The 24969-nt window shown below is 73.8% G+C and carries 22 protein-coding genes; 12 read left to right on the forward strand and 10 right to left on the reverse strand.

The window, feature by feature from the left end; all coding sequences use genetic code 11:
* The first annotated feature begins 86 nt into the window (after nt 1-86).
* A complete protein-coding gene (locus GA0070562_RS19545; protein ID WP_091424137.1) occupies nt 87-647 on the forward strand; it encodes a GNAT family N-acetyltransferase in 561 nt (186 codons plus the stop codon).
* A 46-nt stretch (nt 648-693) separates the two neighbouring features.
* Here the strand turns inward: GA0070562_RS19545 and GA0070562_RS19550 are convergent, their stop codons facing one another.
* A complete protein-coding gene (locus GA0070562_RS19550; RefSeq protein WP_091424141.1) occupies nt 694-1293 on the reverse strand; it encodes a hypothetical protein in 600 nt (199 codons plus the stop codon).
* Nucleotides 1294-1412: 119 nt separating this feature from the next.
* Here GA0070562_RS19550 and GA0070562_RS19555 point away from each other — a divergent pair, with 119 nt between their 5' ends.
* On the forward strand, nt 1413-2825 hold the full coding sequence (locus tag GA0070562_RS19555) for a serine/threonine-protein kinase (RefSeq protein ID WP_091424145.1): 1413 nt from the start codon (nt 1413-1415) through the stop codon (nt 2823-2825).
* A 9-nt stretch (nt 2826-2834) separates the two neighbouring features.
* On the opposite strand, the gene GA0070562_RS19560 is transcribed toward GA0070562_RS19555, so the two are convergent.
* The 4 genes from GA0070562_RS19560 to GA0070562_RS19575 all read right to left on the reverse strand — a co-directional run bounded on the left by GA0070562_RS19560 (nt 2835) and on the right by GA0070562_RS19575 (nt 5391).
* Nucleotides 2835-3404 carry a hypothetical protein gene (locus tag GA0070562_RS19560; protein WP_091424149.1) on the reverse strand — a complete coding sequence of 190 codons (570 nt, stop codon included), beginning with the start codon at nt 3402-3404 and terminating at the stop codon, nt 2835-2837.
* Nucleotides 3397-3936, reverse strand: coding sequence for an RNA polymerase sigma factor (locus GA0070562_RS19565; protein ID WP_091424153.1), 540 nt, complete (start codon nt 3934-3936; stop codon nt 3397-3399). The genes GA0070562_RS19560 and GA0070562_RS19565 overlap by 8 nt, the downstream gene beginning before the upstream one ends.
* A 172-nt stretch (nt 3937-4108) precedes the next feature.
* The gene (locus tag GA0070562_RS19570) at nt 4109-5053 is read right to left on the reverse strand and encodes a permease prefix domain 1-containing protein (protein WP_091424158.1); all 945 of its coding nucleotides are present in this window, start codon (nt 5051-5053) and stop codon (nt 4109-4111) included.
* Nucleotides 5050-5391 carry a PadR family transcriptional regulator gene (locus GA0070562_RS19575; protein ID WP_091424162.1) on the reverse strand — a complete coding sequence of 114 codons (342 nt, stop codon included), beginning with the start codon at nt 5389-5391 and terminating at the stop codon, nt 5050-5052. Before GA0070562_RS19575 ends, GA0070562_RS19570 begins: the two co-directional genes overlap by 4 nt.
* Nucleotides 5392-5575: 184 nt before the next feature.
* Here GA0070562_RS19575 and dnaE point away from each other — a divergent pair, with 184 nt between their 5' ends.
* Nucleotides 5576-9109 (forward strand): DNA polymerase III subunit alpha, encoded by a 3534-nt coding sequence (dnaE, locus tag GA0070562_RS19580; RefSeq protein WP_091424165.1) that lies wholly within the window; start codon nt 5576-5578, stop codon nt 9107-9109.
* A gap of 28 nt (nt 9110-9137) precedes the next feature.
* On the opposite strand, the gene GA0070562_RS31045 is transcribed toward dnaE, so the two are convergent.
* Entirely contained in the window at nt 9138-10088 is a 951-nt protein-coding gene (locus GA0070562_RS31045) for a golvesin C-terminal-like domain-containing protein (RefSeq protein WP_393351431.1), read from the reverse strand.
* Nucleotides 10089-10880: 792 nt separating this feature from the next.
* Between GA0070562_RS31045 and GA0070562_RS19590 the strand changes: the two genes are divergently transcribed.
* Both GA0070562_RS19590 and GA0070562_RS19595 read left to right on the forward strand, forming a co-directional pair.
* Nucleotides 10881-11759, forward strand: coding sequence for a DUF2268 domain-containing putative Zn-dependent protease (locus GA0070562_RS19590; RefSeq protein WP_091424550.1), 879 nt, complete (start codon nt 10881-10883; stop codon nt 11757-11759).
* 218 nt (nt 11760-11977) lie between these two features.
* Nucleotides 11978-13015, forward strand: coding sequence for an aminotransferase class V-fold PLP-dependent enzyme (locus GA0070562_RS19595; RefSeq protein ID WP_091424173.1), 1038 nt, complete (start codon nt 11978-11980; stop codon nt 13013-13015).
* Between the two features lie 125 nt (nt 13016-13140).
* Here the strand turns inward: GA0070562_RS19595 and GA0070562_RS19600 are convergent, their stop codons facing one another.
* Both GA0070562_RS19600 and GA0070562_RS19605 read right to left on the reverse strand, forming a co-directional pair.
* Nucleotides 13141-13656 (reverse strand): peptidoglycan-binding domain-containing protein, encoded by a 516-nt coding sequence (locus GA0070562_RS19600; protein ID WP_175438797.1) that lies wholly within the window; start codon nt 13654-13656, stop codon nt 13141-13143.
* A 90-nt stretch (nt 13657-13746) separates the two neighbouring features.
* Nucleotides 13747-14919 (reverse strand): acyl-CoA dehydrogenase family protein, encoded by a 1173-nt coding sequence (locus GA0070562_RS19605; RefSeq protein WP_091424180.1) that lies wholly within the window; start codon nt 14917-14919, stop codon nt 13747-13749.
* A gap of 87 nt (nt 14920-15006) precedes the next feature.
* On the opposite strand from GA0070562_RS19605, the gene GA0070562_RS19610 reads away from it, so the two are divergent.
* From GA0070562_RS19610 to GA0070562_RS19625, 4 genes are all read left to right on the forward strand, one after another.
* Nucleotides 15007-15660: a TetR/AcrR family transcriptional regulator gene (locus GA0070562_RS19610; RefSeq protein ID WP_091424185.1), complete on the forward strand. Its 654-nt coding sequence runs from the start codon at nt 15007-15009 to the stop codon at nt 15658-15660.
* A 45-nt stretch (nt 15661-15705) separates the two neighbouring features.
* Entirely contained in the window at nt 15706-17148 is a 1443-nt protein-coding gene (locus GA0070562_RS19615; protein WP_091424189.1) for an aldehyde dehydrogenase family protein, read from the forward strand.
* Nucleotides 17145-18221, forward strand: a complete 1077-nt coding sequence (locus GA0070562_RS19620; protein ID WP_175438798.1) for an alcohol dehydrogenase catalytic domain-containing protein — start codon at nt 17145-17147, stop codon at nt 18219-18221. The genes GA0070562_RS19615 and GA0070562_RS19620 overlap by 4 nt, the downstream gene beginning before the upstream one ends.
* An 89-nt stretch (nt 18222-18310) precedes the next feature.
* Nucleotides 18311-18949 carry a transcriptional regulator gene (locus tag GA0070562_RS19625; RefSeq protein ID WP_225853445.1) on the forward strand — a complete coding sequence of 213 codons (639 nt, stop codon included), beginning with the start codon at nt 18311-18313 and terminating at the stop codon, nt 18947-18949.
* Between the two features lie 77 nt (nt 18950-19026).
* Here the strand turns inward: GA0070562_RS19625 and GA0070562_RS19630 are convergent, their stop codons facing one another.
* A complete protein-coding gene (locus tag GA0070562_RS19630) occupies nt 19027-19584 on the reverse strand; it encodes a TetR/AcrR family transcriptional regulator (protein WP_091424197.1) in 558 nt (185 codons plus the stop codon).
* A 54-nt stretch (nt 19585-19638) separates the two neighbouring features.
* On the opposite strand from GA0070562_RS19630, the gene GA0070562_RS19635 reads away from it, so the two are divergent.
* The 3 genes from GA0070562_RS19635 to GA0070562_RS19645 all read left to right on the forward strand — a co-directional run bounded on the left by GA0070562_RS19635 (nt 19639) and on the right by GA0070562_RS19645 (nt 23006).
* Entirely contained in the window at nt 19639-20700 is a 1062-nt protein-coding gene (locus GA0070562_RS19635; RefSeq protein ID WP_091424199.1) for an FAD-dependent monooxygenase, read from the forward strand.
* Nucleotides 20701-20820: 120 nt separating this feature from the next.
* The gene (locus GA0070562_RS19640) at nt 20821-22386 is read left to right on the forward strand and encodes an MFS transporter (protein WP_091424202.1); all 1566 of its coding nucleotides are present in this window, start codon (nt 20821-20823) and stop codon (nt 22384-22386) included.
* Between the two features lie 11 nt (nt 22387-22397).
* Complete coding sequence (locus GA0070562_RS19645; RefSeq protein ID WP_091424205.1) at nt 22398-23006, forward strand: TetR/AcrR family transcriptional regulator; 609 nt, start codon at nt 22398-22400, stop codon at nt 23004-23006.
* Between the two features lie 43 nt (nt 23007-23049).
* Here the strand turns inward: GA0070562_RS19645 and GA0070562_RS19650 are convergent, their stop codons facing one another.
* Nucleotides 23050-24969 carry a helix-turn-helix domain-containing protein gene (locus tag GA0070562_RS19650; protein ID WP_091424207.1) on the reverse strand — a complete coding sequence of 640 codons (1920 nt, stop codon included), beginning with the start codon at nt 24967-24969 and terminating at the stop codon, nt 23050-23052.

Consider the following 24969-nt stretch of genomic DNA (forward strand, 5'->3'; position numbering starts at 1 on the left):
GTACGACCATGCCACCGGCCGGGCCGCCGTGGTGCCCGGGGCGTAATCGGGTGGGCCGGACGACAGCCGCGACGTAGCCTGCCGGGATGTTCGTGCCCGATCTGCCGATACGCACCGACCGGCTGCTGCTACGCGCCTTCACCGCCGGCGACCTCGCGGTGCTCCGGGACTACCGGGGCCGCCCGGAGGTCACCCGGTTCCTCTACCACGAGCCGTACGACGACGCCGCCGCCCGGGCCGCGATCGACCGGCTGGTCCGGCGGACCGCGCTGCGCGCTCCCGGCGACGTGCTCAACCTGGCGGTGACGCTGGCGGACACCGGTGAGTTCGTCGGCGACGTGCTGCTGAGCTGGATCAGCGGGGAGCACCGGCAGGGCGAGATCGGATACGTGGCGCACCCCGATCACACCGGCCGGGGCTACGTCACCGAGGCGGCCCGGGAGATGCTGCGGGTCGGATTCGAAGGGCTGGGGCTGCACCGGATCGTCGGCCGGCTGGACGCCCGCAACACCGCGTCGGCCCGGGTGCTGGAGCGGCTGGGAATGCGCCGGGAGGCGCACCTGCGGGAGAACGAGTTCGTCAAGGGGGAGTGGGCCGACGAGGTGGTCTACGCGCTGCTGGTCCGTGAGTGGCGGGCGGCGGCCTGAGCGACTGCGGGCGCGGGCCCGGCGCGACGGCCGGGCCCGCCACCCCTCAGCAGCAGCCCCGCCGGAACGACCGCTCGACGTACGACGCCAGACCGGCGGAGTAGAAGCCGACCCCGGGCCGGATCGGGTGGTCGCTGAACAGCTCGACCCGCGACCCGAACCGGACCAGGTAGGCGTCGGCGTCCCCTGCGTCGTTGCGGATCATGCGGCCGCGCGGCCCGTAGATGCGCTCCAGCTCGGCGAAGGACATCCCGACCGACCCGCCGGCCGGGGAACGCGGCGGGGCGGTGGCCGTGCCGACGGACACGAGCCGGCCGTCCCGGAAGGTCAGCATGATCGCCCCGGCCCAGGAGCCGGTGACACCGGCGTGCACGATTCCGGGACAGCCCGGCGCGGTCCAGTCGATCAGCCCGGCCGCGACGAGCCGGTCCAGCCGGACGCCGATCCGGTACGGCCCGGCGCCACGGACGCTGAGCACCTCGTTCTCCGCGACGGTCGACCGCACGCGGGCAGGCGTGCCGTCGCCGCCGCCGGCGGCCGCCGGGTGCGCGGGCGCGGCGGAGGCGGCCGGCGCGCCGACGGTGACCGGCGCGATCCCGGCCAGCGCCAGCAGACCGGCGAGGATGGTGGACGGGAGACGGTTCATGGTGGATCTCCTTCGGTCGGGTTCTCCTGTCCTGTTGGTCTCCGGCGGGACCGGTTCGGTTCGGTGGATCGTCTACCGTCGAGGTGACGGCCCGGGGTGACGGTCCCGGAGGTGGTGCGATGATCACGCCGGCGCGGATCGGGGCGTACCGGGTGGAGCGTCTGCTCGGGACGGGGTCCTTCGCCACGGTCTGGCTCGCGTACGACCCGGCGCTCGCGGACCGGGTGGCGATCAAGGTCCTGGCCGAGAACTGGAGCCACGACCTGCGGGTGCGGGAACGGTTCCTCGACGAGGCGCGGCTGTTGCGGCGGCTGGACCACCACCGCCTGGTCCGGGTGCACGCCGTGGGGGAGTTGCCCGACGGCCGTCCGTACGCCGTGCTGGCCTGGGCGGACGGCGGCAGCCTGCGGGACCGGCTGGCACACGGTCCGCTGCCGGTGGGACGGGCGCTGACGGTGCTCGACGAGATCGCGGCGGGCGTGGCGGTGCTGCACCGGCACCGGGTGGTGCACCGTGACCTCACGCCGAGCAACGTCCTGTTCCACTCGGCGCCCGGCGGCGACCGGGTGCTCGTCGCCGACCTCGGGCTGGCCAAGGCGCTCGCCTCCGCCTCCGGGCTGACCGCGCGGGCCGGCACGCCCGGCTACATGGCGCCCGAGCAGGACGACCCGCTCGCCGTCGTCGACACCCGCGCCGACGTGTTCGGGCTGGGCCGCCTCGGGCTGCGGCTCCTCGGCCGGGAACGTCCACCGGCCGGTTCGGCCGACGGCCGGACGGCCGGCTCGCCGCTGCGTGCCGGGGTGCCCGCCGCTGTGGACATGGTGCTGCGGACCGCCACCGCCCTGCGCCCCGCCGACCGCTACCCGGACGCGGACGCGTTCCGGCAGGCGCTGCGACGCGCGGTGGAGGGCGTGCCGGCGGGTGACGACGCGTGGCGCGCGGTGGAGGATGACGCACCCGCGGGTGGCGGCGCGCGGCGCGCGCCCCGGCCGCGCCTGCTCTCCGCGGTGGCGGCGGTCGCGGTGACGCTCGCCGTCGCCGCCACGAGCGCGGGGGACGCGGTCCGCCCCGCCCCGGCCGGTGCGGTGGGCCGCAGCGGGCCGCTGACAGTGGTCCTGCCGGCCGGCTGGCGGGCCGAGGGGACCGGCTGGGCAGGACGGTACGGCGACGACGGCGACCTCGAACCGGCGCTGGTGATCTCCCCGGACCCCGGGAACTGGGCGGCCGACCCGACGCTGCCCGGTGCCTTCGTCGGCCTCTCCACCGGTGCGGAGGGCCGGGCCGGTCCGGCGGCCTTCCTCACCGGACGGGCCCACGCGGACTGTGCCGCGGCTGCGCCGCGTCGCAGCCGGCCGGGTGGCGTCGACTGGACGGTCGTCACGTACGCCTGCCCCACCGGCCGCCCGGTGATCGTCGAGGCGGCCGCGCCGGCCACCGGCCGCGCCGGTCTGCTCTACGTCCAGCTCGTGCCGCCGCCGGACGCGGGCGCGGACTTCGTCGACCGCGTGCTCGCCGGGGTGCGGGCCGGGTAGGCGGCGCGCTCAGACCACCACCACAGTGATCGGGTACGCGCGGCCGCCCTGCGGGACGGTGACCACTACCGTGCCGGTGCGCACGAACCGGATGTCCACCACACCGGCCTCGTAGCTGCGCGAGACCAGGTCCTCCCGGTCCACTGTGACCTCGCCCGGCCCGATCCCCTCGATGCGCAGTATCCCGCCGGCGGCGAAACAGAGGGACTTCAGCAGCGCCAGCTCGGTCTCGGCGAGCACCAGGTCGTAGCGGACCGGGCCGAAGCACGCGGCCGGGGCCGTGGTGCGTACCGACGGGGTGGGCCGGGTGGCCCGGGGCACGACCGGCGGTCGTGACCGCGTACCCGGGCTCGTCGGCGCGGCCCCGGACGGTTCCGGGACCGGCGTGCTCGCGCCTCGCGGAGCCGGGGTGGGGCCGGGCGGGGTCGCGGCGGTGGGCGGCGCGACGGCGACGGCGCTGGTCACCGCCGGCCGTACCGGCAGCGGCGACACGGGGTGGTCGGCGCAGGCGGGCGTCCCGGCGAGGGCGACGAGGGCGACGGCCGCGACACGGCATCGCCGGCGGACCGGGTCAGGCATCGGAGAGCCGCCGCCGGAGCTGCCGGCGGGCCTCGTGGATCCGCGACTTCACCGTCCCCTCCGGCACGCCGAGCAGGCCGGCGATGTCCCGGTAGCTGAGTTCGAGCACGTCCCGCAGGGTCACCGCCTCGGCGAGGTCCGGCGGGACCGCGTCGAGCGCGTCGAGCAGGTCGAGCCGGGTGCCGGCCACCACGCTGGTCCGGCGTGGGTCGGGCCGGTCCGGCAGCGGTACGCCGCCGGCCTCCCGCTGCCACCGCCGCCGCAACGTGCGGTAGGTGGACCGGGCCCGGTTGGCGGTGATCCGGTACAGCCAGGTGTCGAACGACGAGCGGCCCTCGAACCCGGTGATCGCGTGGGCGAGCGCGAGCAGCGCGTCCTGGCAGGCCTCCTCGGCGTCCTGCCGGTGGGGCAGCAGCCGGGCGCACTGCCGCAGCACCTCCGGCCGCACGGCGGCCAGCAGGGCGTCGAGGGCCTCGCGGTCGCCGCGTGCCGCCGACCGGGCCAGCTCGTCCGTGCCGTCGGGGAGGGGCATCAGGGGCGTCCCAGTGCTCGCCGTTGGTCCTGCCACCAGGCTATGCCCCGGGAGGCGGTGCCGCCCCGGCCGAGTCGGGCAGCCGACGGCGTCTCGCCCCGGCGCCGACGGCACCGGGGCGAGAAGGGGAGTCGGTCCGGCGGCCTCTCGACCGCCGGACCGGAGCGGTGCGTCAGCGGGCGGCGCGGGTGGCCTTGACCGCGCTGTCGATCACGTCCCAGATCGCGACCAGCACCACCACCGCGCCCGCCACCCGGGCGAACTCCACGGTCCCGCCGTCCCGCAGCCAGGCGAACCGCTCGACCAGCTCCGGGTTGAGCAGCCGGTCGGTGGCGAGCAGCCAGAGCACCGGGGCGGCGAAGGCCACGTTGAGCACCGCGTTCACCGCCACCAGCGGCCAGGTCCACCGCCCGGACCGGTACTTCGCGATCTCCAGGCCGACGGTGGCCAGCAGCACCACGATCAGGGCGGGCAGCCAGAAGCTCCAGAGCGCCGGGTCGAGCGCCGGCAGCCGGGTGCCGTCGTCGGTGGTCCAGCGCTGGAAGTGCTGGCCGACCAGGAGGCCGATGGTGGCGAGCAGGAACACCACGGAGGCGATGCTGTCGGAGTGGCTGATCTGCCGGTCCCGGGTCTCCTCGGGGAGCTCGTCGACGGTCCACTCGGGCAGGCCGAGCGGGGTCCGGGTGCGCTCCAGCACGGCGAACACCAGCGTGACCCAGAACGCGATCTGCACCGCCGTCTGCATCGCGGCGACGACGGCCGTCCCGATCGCCGCGCCCGGCTCGCCGTCGACGAGCGCCTTGGTGAGGCCGGCGAGCACACCGACGATCGCCGGGATCCAGGTGAGCAGCAGCCGCAGCAACCGCCACCACATCAGGAAGTAGCGCGGGCCGATGAGCTGTAGCGTGCGGTCGCTGTAGCGGGCCGCGAGCTGCTCGGGGTTGCCCAGCTCGGTGAGCACCTCGCGCTCGGCGGAGGCGGGGTCCTGCCCGGAGGCGGTCCGGTCGTCGATCATGTCGGCGATGGAGCCGCGCAACTCGTCGGCGAGTTCCAGGCGGCGCTGCGCGGGCACGGCCCGCATGGTGGCGGCGACGTAACGGTCGGTCAGGGAACTCATCGTTCCGCTCCTTCGATCAGTTCGGTGACGGACGACCGCACCGCGGTCATGTCGTCGAGCAGGCGGTTCAGGACGTCCTGGCCGTCGTCGCTGGTCCGGTAGAACTTGCGCGGCCGGCTCTCCTCGGTGTTCCACTCGCTGGTCAGCAGGCCCTGGTCCTCCAGCCGGCGCAGCAGCGGGTAGAGCGTGTTGGCGTCGACCGCGAAGCCGTGCGCGGCCAGCCGTTGCAGCAGTGCGTATCCGTAGTCGGGGCGGCGCAGGGCGACCAGGCTGGCCACCACGACAGTGCCGCGTCGTAGCTCCTGGAGGTGGGTCCGGAGGACCTCTTCGCTGACCATGTTCAACACGATAGTGTGTGTCACACACCATTGCAATAGAGAAGAACATCGCGTGCCGCACACCGGCCACTCGGAGAGACCCGGGCCACCCTCGGCGCGGACGGTGGAGCCCGCGAGATCACCTCGGTAGGGTGGGTCGGTCGACTCCGACGCAGCTTGATCCACAACCCGGGGGGCGCCACGCATGGGCGATTCGTTCGCGCATCTGCACGTACACACCGAGTACTCGATGCTCGACGGGGCGGCCCGGCTCAAGGACCTCTTCGCCGAGGCGGCGCGGCTCGGCATGCCGGCGGTGGCGATCACCGACCACGGCAACATGCACGGCGCGAACGACTTCTACAAGCAGGCCATGGACGCCGGGGTCAAACCCATCCTCGGCGTCGAGGCGTACGTCGCGCCGGAGTCGCGCTTCCACAAGGCCCGGGTCAAGTGGGGCCGCCCCGAGCAGAAGAGCGACGACGTCTCCGGCAACGGCGCGATCACCCACATGACCATGTGGGCGAAGAACCGCGACGGCCTGCAGAACCTGTTCAAGCTCAACTCCCGCGCCTCCATGGAGGGCCACTACGTGAAGTGGCCCCGGATGGACATGGAGCTGATCGCCGAGCACGCCGAGGGCATCATGGCCACCACCGGCTGCCCGTCCGGCGCGGTGCAGACCCGGCTGCGGCTGGGCCAGTTCGACGAGGCGCTCAAGGTCGCCGCCGCGTACCAGGACATCTTCGGCAAGGACAACTACTTCCTGGAGATCATGGACCACGGCCTCGACATCGAGCGCCGGGTCCGCGAAGGGCTCACCGAGATCGCCCGCAAGCTCGACATCCCGCCGGTGGTCACGAACGACTCGCACTACACCCACGAGGCGCAGGCCGAGGCGCACGACGTGCTGCTCTGCGTGCAGACCGGCAGCAACGTCGCCGACCCGAACCGCTTCCGCTTCGAGGGCGGCGGCTACTTCGTCAAGTCCGCCGACCAGATGCGCGCCGTCGACTCCTCCGAGCTGTGGCAGCAGGGCTGCCGCAACACGCTGCTGGTGGCCGAGAAGGTCGACCCGGCCGGCATGTTCACGTTCCACAACCTGATGCCGCGGTTCCCGATCCCCGAGGGCGAGACCGAGGAGTCCTGGTTCCGCAAGGAGACGTTCGCCGGTCTGAAGCGCCGCTTCCCGAACGGCATCCCCGAGGGCCACGTCGTCCAGGCCGAGTACGAGCTGGGCGTCATCATCCAGATGGGCTTCCCGTCGTACTTCCTCGTGGTCGCCGACTTCATCCAGTGGGCCAAGAGCCAGGGCATCGCGGTCGGCCCCGGCCGTGGCTCGGCGGCCGGCTCGCTCGTGGCGTACGCGCTGGGCATCACCGACCTCGACCCGATCCCGCACGGCCTGATCTTCGAGCGGTTCCTCAACCCCGAGCGCGTCTCCATGCCGGATGTCGACATCGACTTCGACGAGCGCCGGCGCGGCGAGGTCATCAAGTACGTGACCGACAAGTGGGGCGAGGACAAGGTCGCGCAGATCGCCACGTTCGGCACGATCAAGGCGAAGGCCGCGATCAAGGACTCGGCCCGCGTGCTCGGCTTCCCGTACGCCGTCGGCGACCGGATCACCAAGGCCATGCCCCCGGCGGTGATGGGCAAGGACATCCCGCTGTCCGGCATCTTCGACCCGAAGCACCCGCGCTACGCCGAGGCGGGCGAGATCCGCGGCCTCTACGAGTCCGACCCGGACGTCAAGAAGGTCATCGAGACCGCCAAGGGCATCGAGGGCCTGATCCGGCAGACCGGCGTGCACGCCGCCGGCGTCATCATGTCCGCCGAGCCGATCATCGAGCACATCCCGCTCATGCGACGCGACTCCGACGGCGTCATCATCACGCAGTTCGACTACCCGACCTGCGAGTCGCTCGGGCTGCTGAAGATGGACTTCCTCGGCCTGCGCAACCTGACGATCATCGACGACGCGGTGAAGAACATTCAGCTCAACCACGGCCGCGAGCTGGACCTGCTCGGCCTGCCGCTGGACGACAGGCAGGCGTACGAGCTGCTCGCCCGCGGCGACACCCTCGGCGTATTCCAGCTCGACGGCGGGCCGATGCGCTCGCTGCTGCGGCTGATGAAGCCGGACAACTTCGAGGACATCTCCGCCGTCCTGGCGCTCTACCGGCCCGGCCCGATGGGCGTGGACTCGCACACCAACTACGCGCTGCGCAAGAACGGGCTCCAGGAGATCACCCCGATCCACCCGGAGCTGGAGGAGCCGCTGCGCGAGATCCTCGCGCCCACGTACGGCCTGATCGTCTACCAGGAGCAGGTGCAGCGCGCCGCGCAGATCCTCGCCGGTTACACGCTCGGTCAGGCCGACCTGCTGCGCCGCGCGATGGGCAAGAAGAAGAAGGAGATCCTCGACAAGGAGTTCATCCCGTTCCGGGACGGCTGCCGCGAGCGCGGCTACTCCGACGAGGCCATCCAGGCCGTGTGGGACGTGCTGGTGCCGTTCGCCGGCTACGCGTTCAACAAGGCCCACTCCGCCGCGTACGGCCTTGTCTCCTACTGGACCGCGTACCTGAAGGCGCACTACCCGGCCGAGTACATGGCCGCCTTGCTCACCTCGGTCGGTGACGACAAGGACAAGATGGCCCTGTACCTGTCCGAGTGCCGCCGGATGCGCATCCAGGTGCTCCCGCCGGACGTCAACACCTCGGCCGGCCCGTTCACCCCGGTCGGCAAGGAGATCCGCTTCGGTCTCGGCGCGGTCCGCAACGTCGGCGCGAACGTGGTCGCCTCGATCATGCGGTGCCGGGGGGAGAAGGGCGACTACACCGACTTCTACGACTTCCTGTCCAAGGTCGACGCCGTGGTCTGCAACAAGAAGACAATCGAATCGCTGATCAAGGCCGGCGCGTTCGACTCCCTCAAGCACCCCCGCAAGGGCCTGCTCGCCGTGCACGCCGACGCCATCGACGCGTACGCCGACGTCAAGCGCAAGGAGGCGGTCGGCCAGTACGACCTGTTCGGCGCCGGCTTCGGCGAGGCGGACACCGGCGGCAGCACCACAGTCATGCCGGTCATCGGCGAGGGGGAGTGGGACAAGCGCGACAAGCTCGCGTTCGAGCGCGAGATGCTCGGCCTGTACGTCTCCGACCACCCGCTGTTCGGGCTGGAGCACGTGCTCGGCGCCGCCGCCGACACCACCATCGCCGCGCTGTCCGAGGAGGGCACAGTGCCCGACGGTGCGGTGGTCACGCTTGCGGGCATCCTCTCCGGTGTGCAGCGCCGCGTCACCAAGCAGGGCCGGGCGTGGGCGTCGGCCACCCTGGAGGACCTGGCCGGCGGCGTGGAGACGCTGTTCTTCCCGAACACGTACGAGGTGATCGGGCAGTACATCGCCGAGGACGCCATCGTGGTGGTCAAGGGCCGGGTCGACCGGCGCGACGACACCCCGCGCATCATGGCGATGGACATGTCCATGCCGGACGTCAGCAGCACCCCGGGGAGCAAGCCGATCACGCTCACCATCCCGGTGCACCGCTGCACCCCGCCGCTCGTGGAACGGCTCAAGGAGACGCTCGTGCTGCACCCCGGCGACACCGAGGTGCACGTCAAGCTGCTCAACGGCGGCAAGGTCACCACGCTGCGCCTCGGCCCGTTCCGGGTCGCGCCGACCACCGCGCTAATGGGTGACCTGAAGAGCGTCCTCGGCCCGGCCAACGTGAGCTGACCGGGCCGAGCGCCTCCGGCTCAGCGAGCTAGACGCGGGTGACGCGGATGGCGTCGGCGATCACGTACCCGGTGCTGCCGGACCACCGGCTGACACCCACCTTGTTGGCGTCCCCGGCGGCCAGGGTGAAGGTGCCCAGCGAGCGCCAGGCGCCGCCGTTCGCCGTCTGGTTCACCGAGACCGTCTGGTTGCCGCTGGTGGTCGCGACGATGTACGGCGTGCTGGTGTTGTAGCCGACCACGGCCGGATACCAGACCTCCACCCGGTAGGTGGCTGTCGCCGGGATGTTCACCTTGTACCAGGCGGTGTCGCTGGCCGCGACGGGGTTGGCGTACCGGTAGTCGGCGCCGTAGCGCTGCGCCGAGTACGTCGAGGTGCTCCAGTTGGCGCTCGCGGTGAACCGGCCGGCCGTGGTGTTGTCCACGATGGTCGACCAGGCGGTCGGCGGGGGCGTGGTGCCGCCGGTGACCAGCTGCATGTAGTAGGTCCAGTTCCAGTTCGACCCCGGGTCGGTGTGCGTGGCGCCCGGCACCTGGTTGTGCCCGATGATGTTGTTGCGGGTCTTCGGGATGCCGTACTTGTCGCACAGGTACCGGGTCAGCGCCGCCGACGACCGGTACATCGCGTCGGTGTACCAGGAGGCGTTGTCGACGTACCCCTCGTGCTCGATGCCGATCGACTGGGTGTTGTAGGTCCAGTTGCCGGCGTGCCAGGCGATGTCCTTGTCCCGCACCATCTGGGTCACCGCGCCGTCGGAGGAGCGGAGCAGGTAGTGCGCGCTGGTGCCGGCGGCGGCGTTCTGGAACCAGCTGATCGAGCCGGCGTAGCTGCCCTGCATCGTGTGGATGACGATGTAGTTGATCGGGTACGCCGACTCGCGGCTGGAGACCGTGTAGTTGGACGAGTTGGCCGGCACCCAGGCCGCCGGGCCGTAGTCGGTGCTCAGGGTGCCGAAGTCGCCGGTGCCCAGCGGCGCCACGTCGGCGTACCGCCCCCGCCGGGGTGCGACCGGGCGGCCGTCCACGCTGACCTCGCCGCCGGCCGTGGTCGCGATGAAGCCCCGGGCGAGCAGGTCGTACACGGAGTCGGCGTACAGCCGGGCGGTGGCCGCGTCCGCCGAGCCGCCGTAGCGGGCGATCGGGCCGTACCACTGGTTGACGTCGTCCCGCTGCGCCGCGGTCAGCCCGGCCGCGTCGGCGTAGGAGCGCAGAACCGCCGCCGCGCCGGCCACGTTCGCCGCGTCCCGGGTACGCAGCTCGGCGCGGTCCAGCCGGGTCCGGCGCGCGGCCTCGTCGAGGGTCCGCACCTTCGGGTTGCTGGTCAGGTGCATCACGCCGTACCCGCCGGAGGCGCTGGGCTCGCCGCCGTGGCCGTCCAGGCGGGTTTCGGCGTACCCGAGCGCGGCGAGCAGGTCGCGCGGCACGTCGGAGCCGGCGGCGGCCCGGTCGAAGGCGGCGGCGAGCGGCTGCGCGCCGTGCTGTGGCGCGGCCTGGGCCGGCTGGCCGGCCAGACCGATCACGATGATCAGGGCGCCGCCGAGCAGGTGGCTCATCCGACGCGAGGGTCTCCGAATCGTCACAGGCACTCCTCGTCCACTACAGGGGGCGACTGTGCTCACGTCGCCGGTTCGCCGCACCCTATAGCGTGACGTTTGTCTATGTCGATACCTTGCATTGACGGCCTCTTTGATGAAGACTTCCTTCAGATTGCGATCTGATCCCGTACCGTGGCGGTCTTGCCCGGCGCGCCACGGCCGGGCAGCATCGGGCGGATGCCGCCCCCCGACCTGCTGCGCGTCCGCGACCTGGTGCCCGACTTCCTCGCCTGCGCCGGCCGGTCCGGCCCGCCCGAGCCGTGGACCTCCCGCTACCTGGCCGGACACCCCGACGTGCTGCGGGCGCTCCGCCGCGACGGCGACTGGTCCGACGCCGCCGGGGTGGCGTCCGTCCTGGACGGGCTCCGCGACCGCGCCGCCGACCTGGCGGCAAGAGCCGAGACGGTACGCGCGTCTCTGCCCGACGGTGTGGCGGCGGTGGCCGGTGCGCTGGGCTGGTCCGGCGACGGCGGGCCGGTCGAGTGCGTGGTGCTGGTCGGGCTGAACCAGACCAACGGCTGGGCGGGCGAGCTGAACGGCAGGTACGCGCTCTTCCTCGCCGTGGAACAGCTCGGGCCGCCGGAGGACCTCGACCTGCTGGTCCGGCACGAGGCCGCGCACGTGGTGCACGACCGCAGCGCCGCGATCCGCGACTGGCCCGAGCACGGGGTCGCGAACGCCCTGTTCACCGAAGGGCTCGCCACGCAGGTCACTGCGGAACTCGACGCCGGACGGCCGGACGAGGCGTACCTCTGGTTCGGCCGCCCCGGCCACCGGCAGTGGCTCGACGAGTGCCGCCGCCGGTGGCCGGAGATCCTGCGCCGGGTGCGCGCCGACCTCGACGCCACCGGCGCCGACCGTCACGCCCCGTACTTCCTGATGCGGGACTCGCCACTGGCCGGCGGCCTGCCCAAGCGCTGCGGCTACCTGGTCGGCCTGGCGGCCGTACGCCGCCTGCGCCACCACCACACCCTGCGCGACCTGGTCACCTGGCCCTTGCCGAGGGTGCGATCAGAGATGGCCGCAGCGCTGGCCGACCTCCCCCCACCACCCTGACCCCCTCGCCCTACCCCACCCCACTCCGCCGCGCGATCTTGCAGTTTCGGCCCTGCGTTTCGCGGCTTTGCACCATTTGTCAGGGCCGAGAGTGCAAGATCGCGCGGGTCGGGGTGCCGAGGGCCGGGGGCGGGGTGGCGCCGGGGCGGGCGTGCGCGGGGCCACGGGGGTGGGATTGGCGGTGTCGGGGCGGGGGAGGGGGTGGTTAGCGTCGGGCTATGGAGCTGGAGCAGGCGCAGAAGTTGTGGCAACCGGAGCCGGGCTGGTTGAACACGGCCACCTATGGACTGCCGCCGGAACCGGTGTGGGACGCCCTGCAGCGGGTGCTCGCCGACTGGCGGACCGGGCGGGTGTCGTTCGAGGTGTGGGAGGAGTCGGTGGACCGGTCCCGGGCCGCGTTCGCCCGGCTGACCGGGGTGGACGTCGCCGACGTGAGCGTCGGCGCCAGCGCGTCACAACTCGTCGCGCCGATCGCGGCCGGGCTGCCGGCGGGCGCGACTGTGGTGGTGCCCGAGACCGAGTTCACGTCGATCCTGTTTCCGTGGCTGGTCCAGCAGGAGCGCGGCGTACGGGTACGCACCGTGCCGCTGGCCGGCCTGGTAGACGCGATCGACGCCGACACGGACCTGGTGGCGTTCAGCGTGGTGCAGTCCGCCGACGGCACTGTGACTCCGTACGACGAGATCGTCGCGGCGGCCCGGGCGCACGGCGCGTTCGTGGTGGCGGACGCCACGCAGGCGTGCGGGTGGCTGCCGTTCGCGGCGGACCGGGCCGACGCGGTGGTGGTGGCGGCGTACAAGTGGTTGATGGCGCCGCGCGGCTCGGCCTTCGCCTACCTGGCCCCGGCGCTGCGCGAGCGGATGCGCCCGGACGCGGCCGGGTGGTACGCCGGTCGCGACCCGCACGCCTCCTACTACGGTCTGCCGCTACGCCTGGCCGACGACGCCCGGCGTTTCGACATCTCCCCGGCCTGGATGAGCTACGCCGGGGCGGCTCCGGCGCTGGAACTGCTCGCCGACCTGGACCCGGAGGCGGTGCGCGCGTACGACGTGGGGCTGGCCAACCGGTTCCTGGCCGGGCTGGGCCGCCCGCCCGGCGACAGCGCGATCGTCTCGGTGGACGTGCCGGACGCGCAGGAGCGGCTGGCCCGCGCCGGGGTGCGTGCGGCGGTACGGGCCGGCCGGGTGCGCGCCTCGTTCCACCTCTACACGACCGAGGCGGACGTGGACCGGGCGGTCGAGGCGCTGACCGGCTGACCTCGCGGCCGGAGAACGGCCAGAACGCCCGAGAAGGGCCGGGGAGCGGCCCGAGAACAGTCGGAGAGCGGCCGAGAACAGCCAGAACGGCCGGCGCGCCACCGCGCGCCGGCCGTCCCGATCGGTCAGCAGACGTCGAAGGTCGCGGACGTGTAGGAGAGCAGTTTCCATCCGCGGTCCGGGCCGAGGGTCATGTCCCACCTGCCGTCGGTCCGGCGACCGAGCTGGAAGTAGTCGGTCGCTCCGTCGTAGGCGTACCAGCCCTCGCCCTCCCAGACGACGAGCCGGGTGGCCGCCCGGGAGAGAGTCCTGGCGCCGACGACGCCGTCGCTGACAAGGCCCCGGGCGCTCTGCCACCGCTTGGTGGCGGCAGTCGTCTGCGGCCCGAACCGGCAGTCGACGTCGGAGTGGGTGAGGTAGCCGTCGGCCCACAGGATCATCTGCCACATGGCGACGACGTTGCTGTAGGAGCGTGTCGACGCCGAGATCGGGCCCTCGTCGCCCCAGTCGTCCCGCCAGTCGCCGGAACCGGTGATGTATCCCTGACTCACGCTCGCCGAGGCCGGTGCGGCCGAGACCGCGAGGACTCCGAGCATGGCGGCGGCCATCGTGAGCGCGACGGCCGTGGTTCGAGTGCGCATGTGCATCTCCTCCGGCTGGTGGTGCCTTTGCCGGGGACACACCTGGCGCCCGCGCCCGGTTGCGCAGAGTCAGAGTTGGGACACAATGCGTCAGGCCAGGTGGCCGCCGATCTTCGTGTACCCGCGCAACAGGTCGCGGGAGATGATCAGCCGCTGCATCTCGTCGGTGCCCTCGAAGATCCGGTACAGCCGGACCTGCCGGTACCAGCGTTCGATCGGCAGCTCCCGGGTGTAGCCCATGCCGCCGTGGATCTGGAGCACCCGGTCCACCACCCGGTTGACCATGCCGGCGCCGTAGAGCTTGCCCATCGAGGAGGCGTGCCGGGGGTCGAGGCCCTGGTCGACCGTCCAGGCCGAGCGCAGGATCAGCCAGCGGGCCGCCTCCAGTTCGGTCTCCGAGTCGGCGATCATCCACTGGATGGCCTGGTTGGTGCCGATCGGCGCGCCGAACGTCTCCCGCGTGTTGGCGTGGTCGATGGCCATCTGGAGGACTCGTTCGGCGATGCCGATGGCGTGCGACGGGATGGTGTAGCGGCCCTTGCCGATCCACTCCATGCCGAGCGTGAAGCCCTGCCCGATCTCGCCGAGGATGTTGCGGTGCGGCACCCGTACGCCGTCGAAGATCAGCGAGGCCGGGCCGCCCTCGCCCATGGTCTGGATGAACTCGGACCGCCAGCCCATCGCGCGGTCCACCAGGAACGCGGTCGCGCCGCCGCGGCGGGCGCCCTTCTCCGGGTCGGTCACCGCGACCACGATGGCGAAGTCGGCGTCGTTGCCGTTGGTGATGAACGTCTTCTCGCCGTCGAGGACCCACTCGTCGCCGTCGCGGCGGGCGCGCAGCTTGATGTTCGCCGCGTCGGAGCCCGCGCCGGGCTCGGTGATGGCGAAGCAGGAGATCCGTTCCCCCTCGATGGTGGGGATCAGGAACTCGCGCTTCTGCTCCTCGGTGGCGTGGAACAGGATGTTGTCGGCCTCGCCGCCGAAGCGGAACGGCACGAAGCTGCGGCCCAGCTCGGTCCAGATCAGCGACTGCATGACCGCAGGCAGGGCCATCCCGCCGTACTCCTCGGGCGTGGCCAGCCCCCAGAAGCCGAACTTCTTGGCCTTGAGCTGGAGTTCGCGCAGCTCGGAGCGGTCCAGGCCGGGCTGGTGGGCGCGCTCGCGGCGCAGGACCTCCGCTTCCAGCGGCATCACCTCGCGGGTGACGAACGTGCGAACGGTGTCCCGGATCGCGCGTTCCTCGTCGGACAGTGCGAAGTCCACGGTGCCCCCTCAGGTCGACTGCCTCTAAACTAGCGCTGGAAGTTTTCCCGCGTCCAGACCCGGTGTCGAAGAGAGGATGATGACCAGGTGCCCCGACCCCGACAGGCCCTGCTCACCCGCGACCGGATCGTCGAGACCGCGCTGGCGCTGATCGACGCCGACGGGCTGGACGCGCTCTCGACCCGGCGGCTCGCCGCCGCGCTGGGCGTACGCGGCCCCTCGCTCTACAACCACTTCGCCACCAAGGAGGAGATCCTCGACGCGGTGGCGGACGGCGTCGCGGCGACGGTCGACATCGGCGTCTTCGACGAGTACGACTGGCTCGACGCGCTCGGCCGCTGGGCGCGCTCGTACCGGGCCGCGCTGGCCGCGCACCCGAACATCGTGCCGTACCTGGCGCAGGGGCCGGGCCGCCGTCCGGCCGCGCTCGCCATGGCCGACGCGGTCTACGGCGCGCTGGTCCGGGCCGGCTGGCCGCCCGCGCGGGCCACCCACATCGGCGCCGCGATGCGCTACTTCGTGGCCGGGTCCGCGCTCGGCTCGTTCGCCCGCGGTTTCGTCGAGGACCCCTCGCTCTACGCCGCGCACCCGCACCTCAACCAGGCCCACCGCCTGGCCGGCCACCAGCGCAGCGTGGACGAGGGGGCGTTCGCGCTCGGCCTGGACGCGTTGCTGCACGGGTTCGCCGCCGAGTACGCGGCCACCGTCGCCCCGCTGGAACGGGTCGGCGGTCCGGAGTAGCGTCGAAACTCCCACCGCTAGTTTCCACCGCCCCCGAAGGACGCCATGGATCTCGCCGCCGCCCCTCCCGCCCTGCTGACGCGCCGCCACCTGCACGTCGCCGGTGACTGGGTCGACCCGTCGTCGGGCGACACCATCCCGGTCGAGAACCCGGCCACCGGGAGCATCGTCGGCGAGGTGCCCGCCGGCACGCCGGCCGACGTGGACCGCGCGGTCGCCGCCGCCCGCGCCGCGTTCCCCGGCTGGGCCGCCACCGCCCCCGAGCAGCGGGCCGCGCACCTGGACCGGCTGCACGCCGCGCTCGCCGCCCGCGCCGACGAGATCGCCCGCACCGTGGCGACCGAGCTGGGCACCCCGCTCAAGCTCGCCACGCGCGTCCAGGCCGGGCTGCCGCTCACCGTGCTGCGGAGCATGGTCGACCTGGCCGCCCGCCCGGCCGCCGAGCACACGGTCGGCAACTCGCTCGTGGTCCGGGAGCCGGTCGGCGTGGTCGGGGCGATCACCCCGTGGAACTACCCGCTGCACCAGGTGGTCGCCAAGGTCGCGCCCGCGCTCGCCGCCGGGTGCACAGTGGTGCTCAAGCCCAGCGAGCTGACGCCGCTCACCGCGTACCTGCTGTTCGACGCGATCACCGAGGCCGGCCTGCCGCCCGGCGTGGTGAACCTGGTGCCCGGCACCGGCCCGGTGGCCGGCGAGGCGCTCGCCGCCCACCCCGACGTCGACCTGGTCTCGTTCACCGGCTCCACCGCCACCGGCCGGCGCATCGCCCGCCTGGCCGCCGAGCGGCTCGCCCGGGTCTCGCTGGAACTCGGCGGCAAGTCGGCGAACGTCGTCCTGGCCGACGCCGACCTGCCCACCGCGGTCAAGGTCGGCGTCGGCAACGCGCTGCTGAACTCCGGGCAGACCTGCACCGCCTGGACCCGGATGCTCGTACACCGCGACCGCTACGCCGAGGCGCTGGACCTGGTCGCGGCGGCGGTGGCCGGCTACCGGCTCGGCGACCCGTTCGACCCGGCCACCCGGCTCGGCCCGCTCGCCTCCGCCGCGCAGGCCCAGCGGGTACGCGACCACGTCGACCGGGCGCTCGCCGACGGCGCCCGGCTCGTTGCCGGTGGTCCGGACGCACCGCTGCCGTCGCAGGGGCACTTCGTGGCGCCCACCGTCTTCGCCGACGTGCACCCGGACAGCGCGCTCGCCCAGGAGGAGGTGTTCGGGCCGGTGCTCGCGGTGATCCCGTTCGCCGACACCGACGAGGCGGTCGCCATTGCCAACAACTCCCGGTACGGGCTGGCCGGCGCGGTCTGGTCGGCCGACGAGGACGCGGCGCTGGCAGTGGCGCGGCGGATGCGTACCGGCCAGGTGGACGTCAACGGCGGCGCGTTCAATCCGCTCGCCCCGTTCGGCGGCTACAAGCAGTCCGGCCTCGGCCGGGAGTTGGGCGCGTACGGCGTGGAGGAGTTCACCGAGCTGAAGGCGATCCAGCGATGAGGGCGCTCGTGGTACGCGGCCGGGGCGAGACACCGGCGGTCGAGGACGTACGCCTGCCCGCGCCCGGCCCGGGCGAGCTGCGGGTACGCATCCGCGCCGCCGGCATCTGCCACTCCGACCTGGCCATGGTGGACGGCACGCTGGCGCCCGCGTACCCGCTGGTGCTGGGGCACGAGGCGACGGGCGTGGTGGCCGAGGCCGGGCCCGGCACGACGCTCGCGGTCGGCACACCCGTGGTGCTCAACTGGGCGCCCGCCTGCCGGGAGTGCTGGCACTGCCGGCACGGCGAACCGTGGCTCTGCGCCGCCAACCCCAACCCGTCCACACCCCGGGGCGAGACGGCCGCCGGTGAGCCCCTTCAGGTCACGCTCGGACTCGGCGCGCTCGCCGAGGAGGTGGTGGTGCCGCAGCACGCCGCCGTACCGGTGCCGGCCGGACTGCCGCCGGAGCAGGCCGCGGTGCTGGGCTGCGCGGTGCTCACCGGCGTCGGCGCGGTCCGCAACACCGCACGGGTCGCACCCGGCGAGTCGGTGGCGGTGATCGGGCTCGGCGGGGTGGGGCTGGCCGTGCTGACCGCCGCGCGGCGGGCCGGCGCGGCGCCGATCCTCGCCGTGGACGTGGTGGAGGCCAAGCGGGAGCTGGCGCTCGCCGCCGGTGCCACCGACTTCCTGCGCTCGGACGACCGGCTGGGCAAGGAGATCCGGGTCCGCACCGACGGACGCGGCGTGGACCACGCGTTCGAGTGCGTCGGCCGGTCCGCCACCATCCGCGCCGCCTGGCGGGCGACGCGGCGCGGGGGAGCGGTCACGGTGGTCGGCATGGGCGGCAAGGACGACATGCTCAGCCTCTCCGCGCTGGACATCTTCCACTCCGCGCGCACGCTGCGCTCCTCGGTGTACGGCTCGACCGACCCGGACCGGGAGGTGCCGGAGCTGGCCGAAGCGCTCGCCGCCGGTGACCTGGATCTGGGACCGCTGGTGAGTGGCACGGTGCCGCTGGCCGAGGCGCCCGCCGCGCTGGAGCGGCTGGCCCGGGGCGAGGGCGCCCGCTGGGTCGTCACCTTCCCGGACTGACCGGGTTCCGGCCGGATTCACCGGTGGCGCATCCGGATCGGGCCGTGCGGACGAACCCTGGGTAGGAGAGCTACCCGGGGGTACGTCCGTTGCTGACCGAGAACATGCCGGCCGGGGCCGTCGAGACGGCCCGCAAACGGCTGACCGCCGCCGCCGAGGACCTGGACGACAACCGGGTCGCCGGGCTGGTGCTCGACCTGGCCGCCGAGGTCGGGGTGGTGCCGGCCTGGGAGCAGGTCTGCCTGCCGCTGCTGGGGACGCTGCGTGGCGACAGCGCCGCCGAGATCGCCGTCGAGCACGCCCTCTCCGAGGGGGTACGCGTCGGCTTGGACGTGTTCGGCCGTGAGCCTTCCCGGCCGCTTCCCGCCCAGGGCGTCCTGCTCGCAGGCGCCGAGCACGAGACGCACTGCCTCGGGCTGCACGCCCTCGCCGCGGCGCTGCGCGAACGCGGCCGGGGCGCGCTGCACCTCGGCCCGGCGCTGCCCTGGTCCGCGCTGGCCAGCGCCGTGGTCCAGGTCCGCCCGCGGGTGGTGGTGGTCTGGTCGCAGTCGCCGCTGACGGGCCGCGCGTACCGCCTGGTGCGTCTGCGGCGGGACCTGCCCGGGGTACGCGTGCTCGCCGCCGGCCCGGGGTGGATCGAGCCGTTCCCGCCCTCGTCGGCCGTGCCGCGGCGCCTCACCACCCTCGGTGAGGCGACGCTGGCCTGCCTGGCCGGAGGCGGCGCCTGACCTCGGGGCGTCTGATCGGCCCGCGCCTGACGCCGGCTGCCTGTGGGCCCGCCTGACGCCTGCCGCCTGGCATCCGGTCAGCCGGCGCGGAGGCCGCGCAGCAGCGTGGCGACGGCGGCCTCCGGGTCGAAGCCGTCATCGGGGGAGGCGAGCTGGTTGCTCAGCAGCCCGTCGACGAGTGCCAGCAGCATCCGGAAGTGGGCGGGCGGATCGGTCGAGCCGAGCGTGGCGAGCAGCGGCTCGCCCCAGCCGGCCAGCCGTGCCCGGGCGGCCTCGATCGCCGGGCGCAGGTCGGGCCGCACGGCCGCCTCGACGAACAGCGCGTACCGGGCCAGGGTGAGCACCCGCTGCTGGTCGGTGAACTCCCGGATCAGCCGGCCGACCACGGCGGCGAACGCGGCGACGTCGCCCGGCGGCAGGTCCGCGGCGAGCCGTTGCCAGGCCGCCGTCTCCACCTCGACCAGCCGGTCGAAGACGCCGGTGACCAGCGCCTCCCGGGTGCGGAACCGGTTGGACGCGGAGCCTTCGGGCAGGCCCGCCTCCGCGTCCACGGCCCGGTGGGTGAGCTGCCGCGGCCCTCCGGTGCCGAGCACCCGGATGGCGGCGTCGAGCAGGAGCTGCCGGCGATCGGTCACCCGGTCAGACTACAGCCGTAGTGCGGCCGACTACATCTGTAGTACGGTGACCGCATGGGCGGACGCGCGGTCGTGGTCGGGGGCGGGATCGGCGGGCTCGCGGCGGGCATCGGCCTGCGCGCGGCGGGCTGGGAGGTGACGGTCCTGGAGCGGTCGGCCGCGTTGCCGCACAGCGGCACCGGGCTCGGCATCTGGCCCGCCGCGATGCGCGCCCTGGACGCCCTCGGCGTCGGCGACGAGGTGCGCCGCCGGGGCAGCCGTCAGGCCGGCGGGTCGATCCGGCGTCCCGACGGCAGCCGGATCGCCGCCGTCGACGTCGGACGGCTGGAACGCCGGCACGGCGAGCCGGTGCACCTGGTCACCCGGCCGGTGCTGCTCGCCGTCCTGGCCGGCGCGCTACCCGGCCCGGCGCTGCGCCTCGGCGCCCCGGTGACCGACCCGGGGTCGCTGCTCGATTCGTACGACCTGGTGGTGGGCGCGGACGGGATCAACAGCGTGGTGCGCGCGCAGATGTACGGGCGGCGGTACCCGCTGCGGTACGCGGGCGCGGTGGCCTGGCGCGGTGTGGTCGACCTGGATCTGGCCGAGGGTGGCGAGACCTGGGGGCGGGGGCGCAAGTTCGGGCTCACCCCGGCCGGGCCGGGCCGCACCAACTGGTATGCGGCGATGCGGCTGCCCGAGGGGCGCCCGGCGCCGCCGGACGACCGCGCCGAGCTGCGCCGCCTCTTCGGCGACTGGCACCTCCCGGTGCCGGAGGTGGTCGACGCGCTGACCCCGGAGGGGATCCTGCGGCACGAGATCCGCGACCTGACGCCGCTGCCGTCGTACGTGTCCGGCCGCACGGCGCTGCTCGGCGACGCGGCGCACGCGATGACCCCGGACCTCGGGCAGGGCGCCTGTCAGGCGTTGATCGACGCGGTCGCGCTCGCCGACTGCGTACGCGACGCCGTCGACGTGCCGGCCGCGCTGCGGAAGTACGACAGGCGACGCCGGCGGCCCACGCAGCGGATCGCGGCCGGCGCGCGGTGGGCCGGGCGGCTGTCCGGCGTGCGGCGGCTGCTGCCGGTGCGGGACGCGCTGCTGCGGCTGGCGCTGGCGGCCGGTCCGCCCGCGTGACATGAGACACATCCGATACGAACCCGTTCCGTATCGAAACCGGCTCACCTACGCTCGGCAACGTTACGAGTCTGACCCGTATCGTATTTCGAACGCGGGTGAACCGGGGGGAGAACGGCAGTGGAACCACACGAGAACACCGGACACCCGAGGAGGTGGGCGATCCTCGGGGTGCTGGTGATCAGCCTCCTCGTGGTCGTCCTCGACAACACCATCCTCAACGTCGCGCTGCGCACCCTGGCCGACCCGGTGCACGGCCTCGGCGCCACCCAGGGCGAGCTGGAGTGGGCGATCAACTCCTACACGCTCGTCTTCGCCGGGCTGCTGTTCACCTTCGGCGTGCTCGGTGACCGGCTCGGCCGCCGCCGCTTCCTGATCCTCGGGCTGGCGCTGTTCGGCCTGTCCTCGCTGCTGTCCGCGTACGCGCAGGACCCGGGCCAGCTCATCGCGGCCCGCGCGCTGATGGGCGTCGGCGGCGCGGCCATCATGCCGGTGACGCTCTCGATCATCTCCAACGTCTTCGACCCGCGCGAGCGCGCCAAGGCGATCGGCGTCTGGGCCGGCGCGGTCGGCCTCGCGGTGGCGATCGGCCCGGTGCTCGGCGGCGCGCTGCTGGAGCACTTCTGGTGGGGCTCGGTCTTCCTGATCAACGTGCCGGTGGTGGCGCTCGGCGTGGTGCTCGTCGCGGCCCTGGTCCCCGAGTCGCGCGACCCGAAGCCCGGCCGGGTCGACCTGCTCGGTGTGCTGCTGTCGGTGGTCGGCCTGGTCGCGCTCACCTACGGCATCATCGACGGCGGCGAGCACGGCTTCGGCCGCCCGCAGGTCTGGGTCGCGGTGCTCGGCGGCCTCGCGGTGCTCGGCTGGTTCGTCGCCCACGAGCTGCGCAGCGACCACCCGTCGCTGGACGTACGGCTGTTCCGGGTGCCCCGCTTCGCCGCCCCGGTGGCCCTGGTCGGGCTGGTCTTCTTCGCCGCCATGGGCGTGATGTTCTTCGGCGCGTTCTATCTCCAGCTCGTCCGCGGCTACAGCCCGCTGGAGAGCGGCCTGCTGTTCCTGCCGTTCGCCGCGGCCCAGCTCATCTTCGCGCCGCGCAGCGCGGCGATGGTCCGCCGCTACGGCGGCCGGGCGGTCGCGGCCGTCGGACTGCTGCTCACCACTGTGGCGCTCGCCGCGTTCGTCTTCATCGACGCGGACACCCCGATCTGGATCTTCTCGGCGCTCGGGTTCCTCCAGGGCGCCGGGATGGCCAACATCATGCCGCCGGCCACCGAGTCGATCATGTCGTCGCTGCCCCGGGAGAAGGCCGGCGTCGGTTCCGCGGTGAGCAACACCGTGCGCCAGGTGGCCGGCGCGCTCGGCGTGGCGGTGCTCGGCTCGGTGCTCTCCGCGGTCTACCGCGACCAGGTCGGCCCGGCGGTGGCGGCCCTGCCCGCCCCGATCCGCGACGCGGCCCGCGAGTCGGTGTCCGGGGCGTACGCGGTGGCCGGCCGGCTCGGCCCCGACGCGCCGCGACTGATCGACGCGGCAAACGACTCGTTCGTCTCGGCCATGCACTGGGCGGCGGGCGCCTCCGCGGTGGTGGCCGCCCTCGGCATCGTGATCGTGCTGCGCTGGATGCCGGGCCGGCCGGTCGTCGCCCCGAACGCGACACCGGTCACCGACCGGGAGTTGGCCGGTACCGCGTAGGTTCGTGGACAATGTCTGACATGACTTCCACGGCGGATGCTCCGCGGTCGCCCGGGCGACCGCGGAGCACCCGCGCGGACGAGGCGATCGTCGACGCCACCCTCGACCTGCTGGCCGAGGGCAGCACCATAGAGTCGCTGTCCATCGAGGCGATCGCGGCCCGCGCCGGAGTCGGCAAGGCCACCATCTACCGCCGCTGGGCGGGCAAGGACGCGTTGCTGCTGGACGCGTTGCGCACGCTCAAGGGGCCCGCGCCCCGCACCGCCGGGCGCTCCGTCCGCGACGACCTGGTGCTGCTCGTCGGCGCGGTCGGCCAGCACGCCGACCCCCGGGTCCGCAAGATCATGCCCTGCCTGGTGCCCGAGGTGAACCGCAGCTCGGCCCACCGGCAGGCGTACGAGGCGATCGTCGAGCCCCGGCGCGCGGCGTTGCGCGAGGTGCTGGGCCGCGCGATCGAGCGGGGCGAGCTGCGCGCCGACCTCGACATCGAGGTGACCATGTCGCTGCTCACCGCGCCGATGCTCACCCAGCGGATGCTGCGCTGGCACCCCGAGCGCGACGAGCGGATGCTGCCCGAGCGGATCGTGGACACGGTCCTGGACGGCCTGCGGGCCCGCTGACCCGGCTCGGTCGGCCTGCCCGGGCCGGGCCGCCGCCCGCCGCTCAGCGGGCGGGCGTGCGCAGCCGGTGCAGGCGCAGCGCGAGCTGCACCTCCAGCGCCCGCTCCGGCCGCTGCCAGTCCGCGCCGAGCAGGTGCCCGACCCGTTCCAGCCGCTGGGTGACCGTGTTCACGTGCACGTGCAGCTGCTCGGCGGCCCGCGCCAGGCTGCCGCCCACCCCGAAGTACGCCTCCAGCGTCTTCACCAGCGCGGTGCCCCGCCGGGCGTCGTAGTCCAGCACCGGGCCCACCGTCGTGGCGAGGAACCGGGCCACGTCCCGGTCCCCGGCGTCGCCGACCGCGCCCAGCAGCAGCCCGACGAACCCCAGCTCGGCGGTGCTCGCCCCCTGCCCGGCCCGGCCCAGCGCACCGAGCGCGGACAGGCAGCGCTCCGCCTCGGCGAACGTGACGGCCAGCGACGCCGGACCGGTCGACGGCCCGCTCGCCCCGGCGGTCACCGGCCGGCCGGTCACCCGGGACAGATCCCGGGCCACCGCGCGTGCCGCGCCACCGGCGTCGTGGCCGGGCAGCATCAGCACCACCCGCCCGTCGCGCGCCGCCGCCAGGCCACCCCGGGTCGAGGCGTACGTGGTGGCCCAGGACAGCACCCGCTGCCGGGCCGAGCCGGTCTCGGCGAACGCGTCGTCGCCGACCGCCACCAGCACGTGCGGGGCGTCCAGGTCCACCCCGATCCGGCGGGCCCGCGCCCGTAGCGCGTCGGCGTCGCGCAGCGGCCGGGCGATCAGGTCGTCCAGCAGCTCGCCGCGTACCCGTCCCTCCGCCTCGGCCACGGTCCGGCGGAACAGCAGCAGCAACGCGGTCACCAGCGCGGCGCGCTCCAGGATGCGCTGGTCGGCGTCGACCAGCTCGTCGTCCGGGCGCAGCACCAGCGCGCCCAGGTTCTCCGCGCCGGCCACCACCGCGGCGTACCAGAGCGGGCCCCGGCGCACGCTGCGCCCCTCGGTACGCGACGCGGCCACCGCCTCCACGATGTCGGCCCGGTCCGGCTCCTCGATCTCGCCGACCCGGGCCAGCCGCCGGCCCTCGGCGTCCAGCGCCAGCAGCTCCCCGCCGAGCACCTCGGTGACCGCCGCCGCCACGTCCTCCATCCCGCCGCCGCGCACCACCAGGGCGGTCATCCGGTCGTGCGCCGCGGCGGCGCGCTCCACCGAACTGCTGTGCGCCCGGATGGTGCTGTTCGCCGCCGACAGCTCCGCCAGCGCCGCGCGGGTCTCGGCGAGCAGCCGCGCGGTGTCGATCGCCACCGCCGCGTGCGCCGCGAGCGACACCAGCAGCGACACCTCCTCGCGGGCGAACGGCCGGGCCGAGCGGTTCGCCGCGTACAGCACGCCGATCACGCTGGACCCGAGCCGCAGCGGCACGCCGAGGATGGCCACCAGGCCTTCCTCGCCCACGCCGCCGTCGATCTCCCCGGTGTGCCGGAACCGCTCGTCCTCCTGGTAGTTCGAGGTGACGTACGGGGTGCCGGTCTGCGCGACCAGCCCGCCGAGCCCGTCGCCCAGCTCCAGCCGCAGCCGCTGGAACCGGGCCGAGATGGAGCCGTCGGTGACCCGCATGTACGTGTCGCCGCGCTCGTCGTCGTTCAGCGTCATGTACGCCACGTCGGTGCCGAGCAGGATCCGCGCCCGGTGCACGATCGCGCGCAGCACGTCGTCCAGATCCCGCAGGCCGGCCAGGTCGCTCGCGGTGTCGTACAGGCCGGACAGCTCGGTCTCCCGGCGGCGCCGGCGCGCCAGCAGCGCCCGTACCCGCAGCGCCACCACCTTCGCCTGCTCCAGCTCGGCCAGCCGCTCGGCGGGCAGGCCGGCGGCGCGCGCGGCCACCAGCGGGCCCTCGAACTCGACCGCGGCGGCCTCGCGCGCCAGCAGCTCCAGGAACTCGACCGGCGACGACATGACCGACAT

Source organism: Micromonospora tulbaghiae, assembly GCF_900091605.1.
Taxonomy (GTDB): Bacteria; Actinomycetota; Actinomycetes; order Mycobacteriales; family Micromonosporaceae; genus Micromonospora; species Micromonospora tulbaghiae.

Bases quoted from the DNA above. Each gene is read 5' to 3' on its own strand.
- GA0070562_RS19545 (WP_091424137.1), top strand. From the start codon at position 87: ATGTTCGTGCCCGATCTGCCGATACGCACCGACCGGCTGCTGCTACGC.
- GA0070562_RS19550 (WP_091424141.1), bottom strand. From the start codon at position 1,293: ATGAACCGTCTCCCGTCCACCATCCTCGCCGGTCTGCTGGCGCTGGCC.
- GA0070562_RS19555 (WP_091424145.1), top strand. From the start codon at position 1,413: ATGATCACGCCGGCGCGGATCGGGGCGTACCGGGTGGAGCGTCTGCTC.
- GA0070562_RS19560 (WP_091424149.1), bottom strand. From the start codon at position 3,404: ATGCCTGACCCGGTCCGCCGGCGATGCCGTGTCGCGGCCGTCGCCCTC.
- GA0070562_RS19565 (WP_091424153.1), bottom strand. From the start codon at position 3,936: ATGCCCCTCCCCGACGGCACGGACGAGCTGGCCCGGTCGGCGGCACGC.
- GA0070562_RS19570 (WP_091424158.1), bottom strand. From the start codon at position 5,053: ATGAGTTCCCTGACCGACCGTTACGTCGCCGCCACCATGCGGGCCGTG.
- GA0070562_RS19575 (WP_091424162.1), bottom strand. From the start codon at position 5,391: ATGGTCAGCGAAGAGGTCCTCCGGACCCACCTCCAGGAGCTACGACGC.
- dnaE (WP_091424165.1), top strand. From the start codon at position 5,576: ATGGGCGATTCGTTCGCGCATCTGCACGTACACACCGAGTACTCGATG.
- GA0070562_RS19590 (WP_091424550.1), top strand. From the start codon at position 10,881: ATGCCGCCCCCCGACCTGCTGCGCGTCCGCGACCTGGTGCCCGACTTC.
- GA0070562_RS19595 (WP_091424173.1), top strand. From the start codon at position 11,978: ATGGAGCTGGAGCAGGCGCAGAAGTTGTGGCAACCGGAGCCGGGCTGG.
- GA0070562_RS19600 (WP_175438797.1), bottom strand. From the start codon at position 13,656: ATGCGCACTCGAACCACGGCCGTCGCGCTCACGATGGCCGCCGCCATG.
- GA0070562_RS19615 (WP_091424189.1), top strand. From the start codon at position 15,706: ATGGATCTCGCCGCCGCCCCTCCCGCCCTGCTGACGCGCCGCCACCTG.
- GA0070562_RS19620 (WP_175438798.1), top strand. From the start codon at position 17,145: ATGAGGGCGCTCGTGGTACGCGGCCGGGGCGAGACACCGGCGGTCGAG.
- GA0070562_RS19635 (WP_091424199.1), top strand. From the start codon at position 19,639: ATGGGCGGACGCGCGGTCGTGGTCGGGGGCGGGATCGGCGGGCTCGCG.
- GA0070562_RS19645 (WP_091424205.1), top strand. From the start codon at position 22,398: ATGTCTGACATGACTTCCACGGCGGATGCTCCGCGGTCGCCCGGGCGA.
- GA0070562_RS19650 (WP_091424207.1), bottom strand. From the start codon at position 24,969: ATGTCGGTCATGTCGTCGCCGGTCGAGTTCCTGGAGCTGCTGGCGCGC.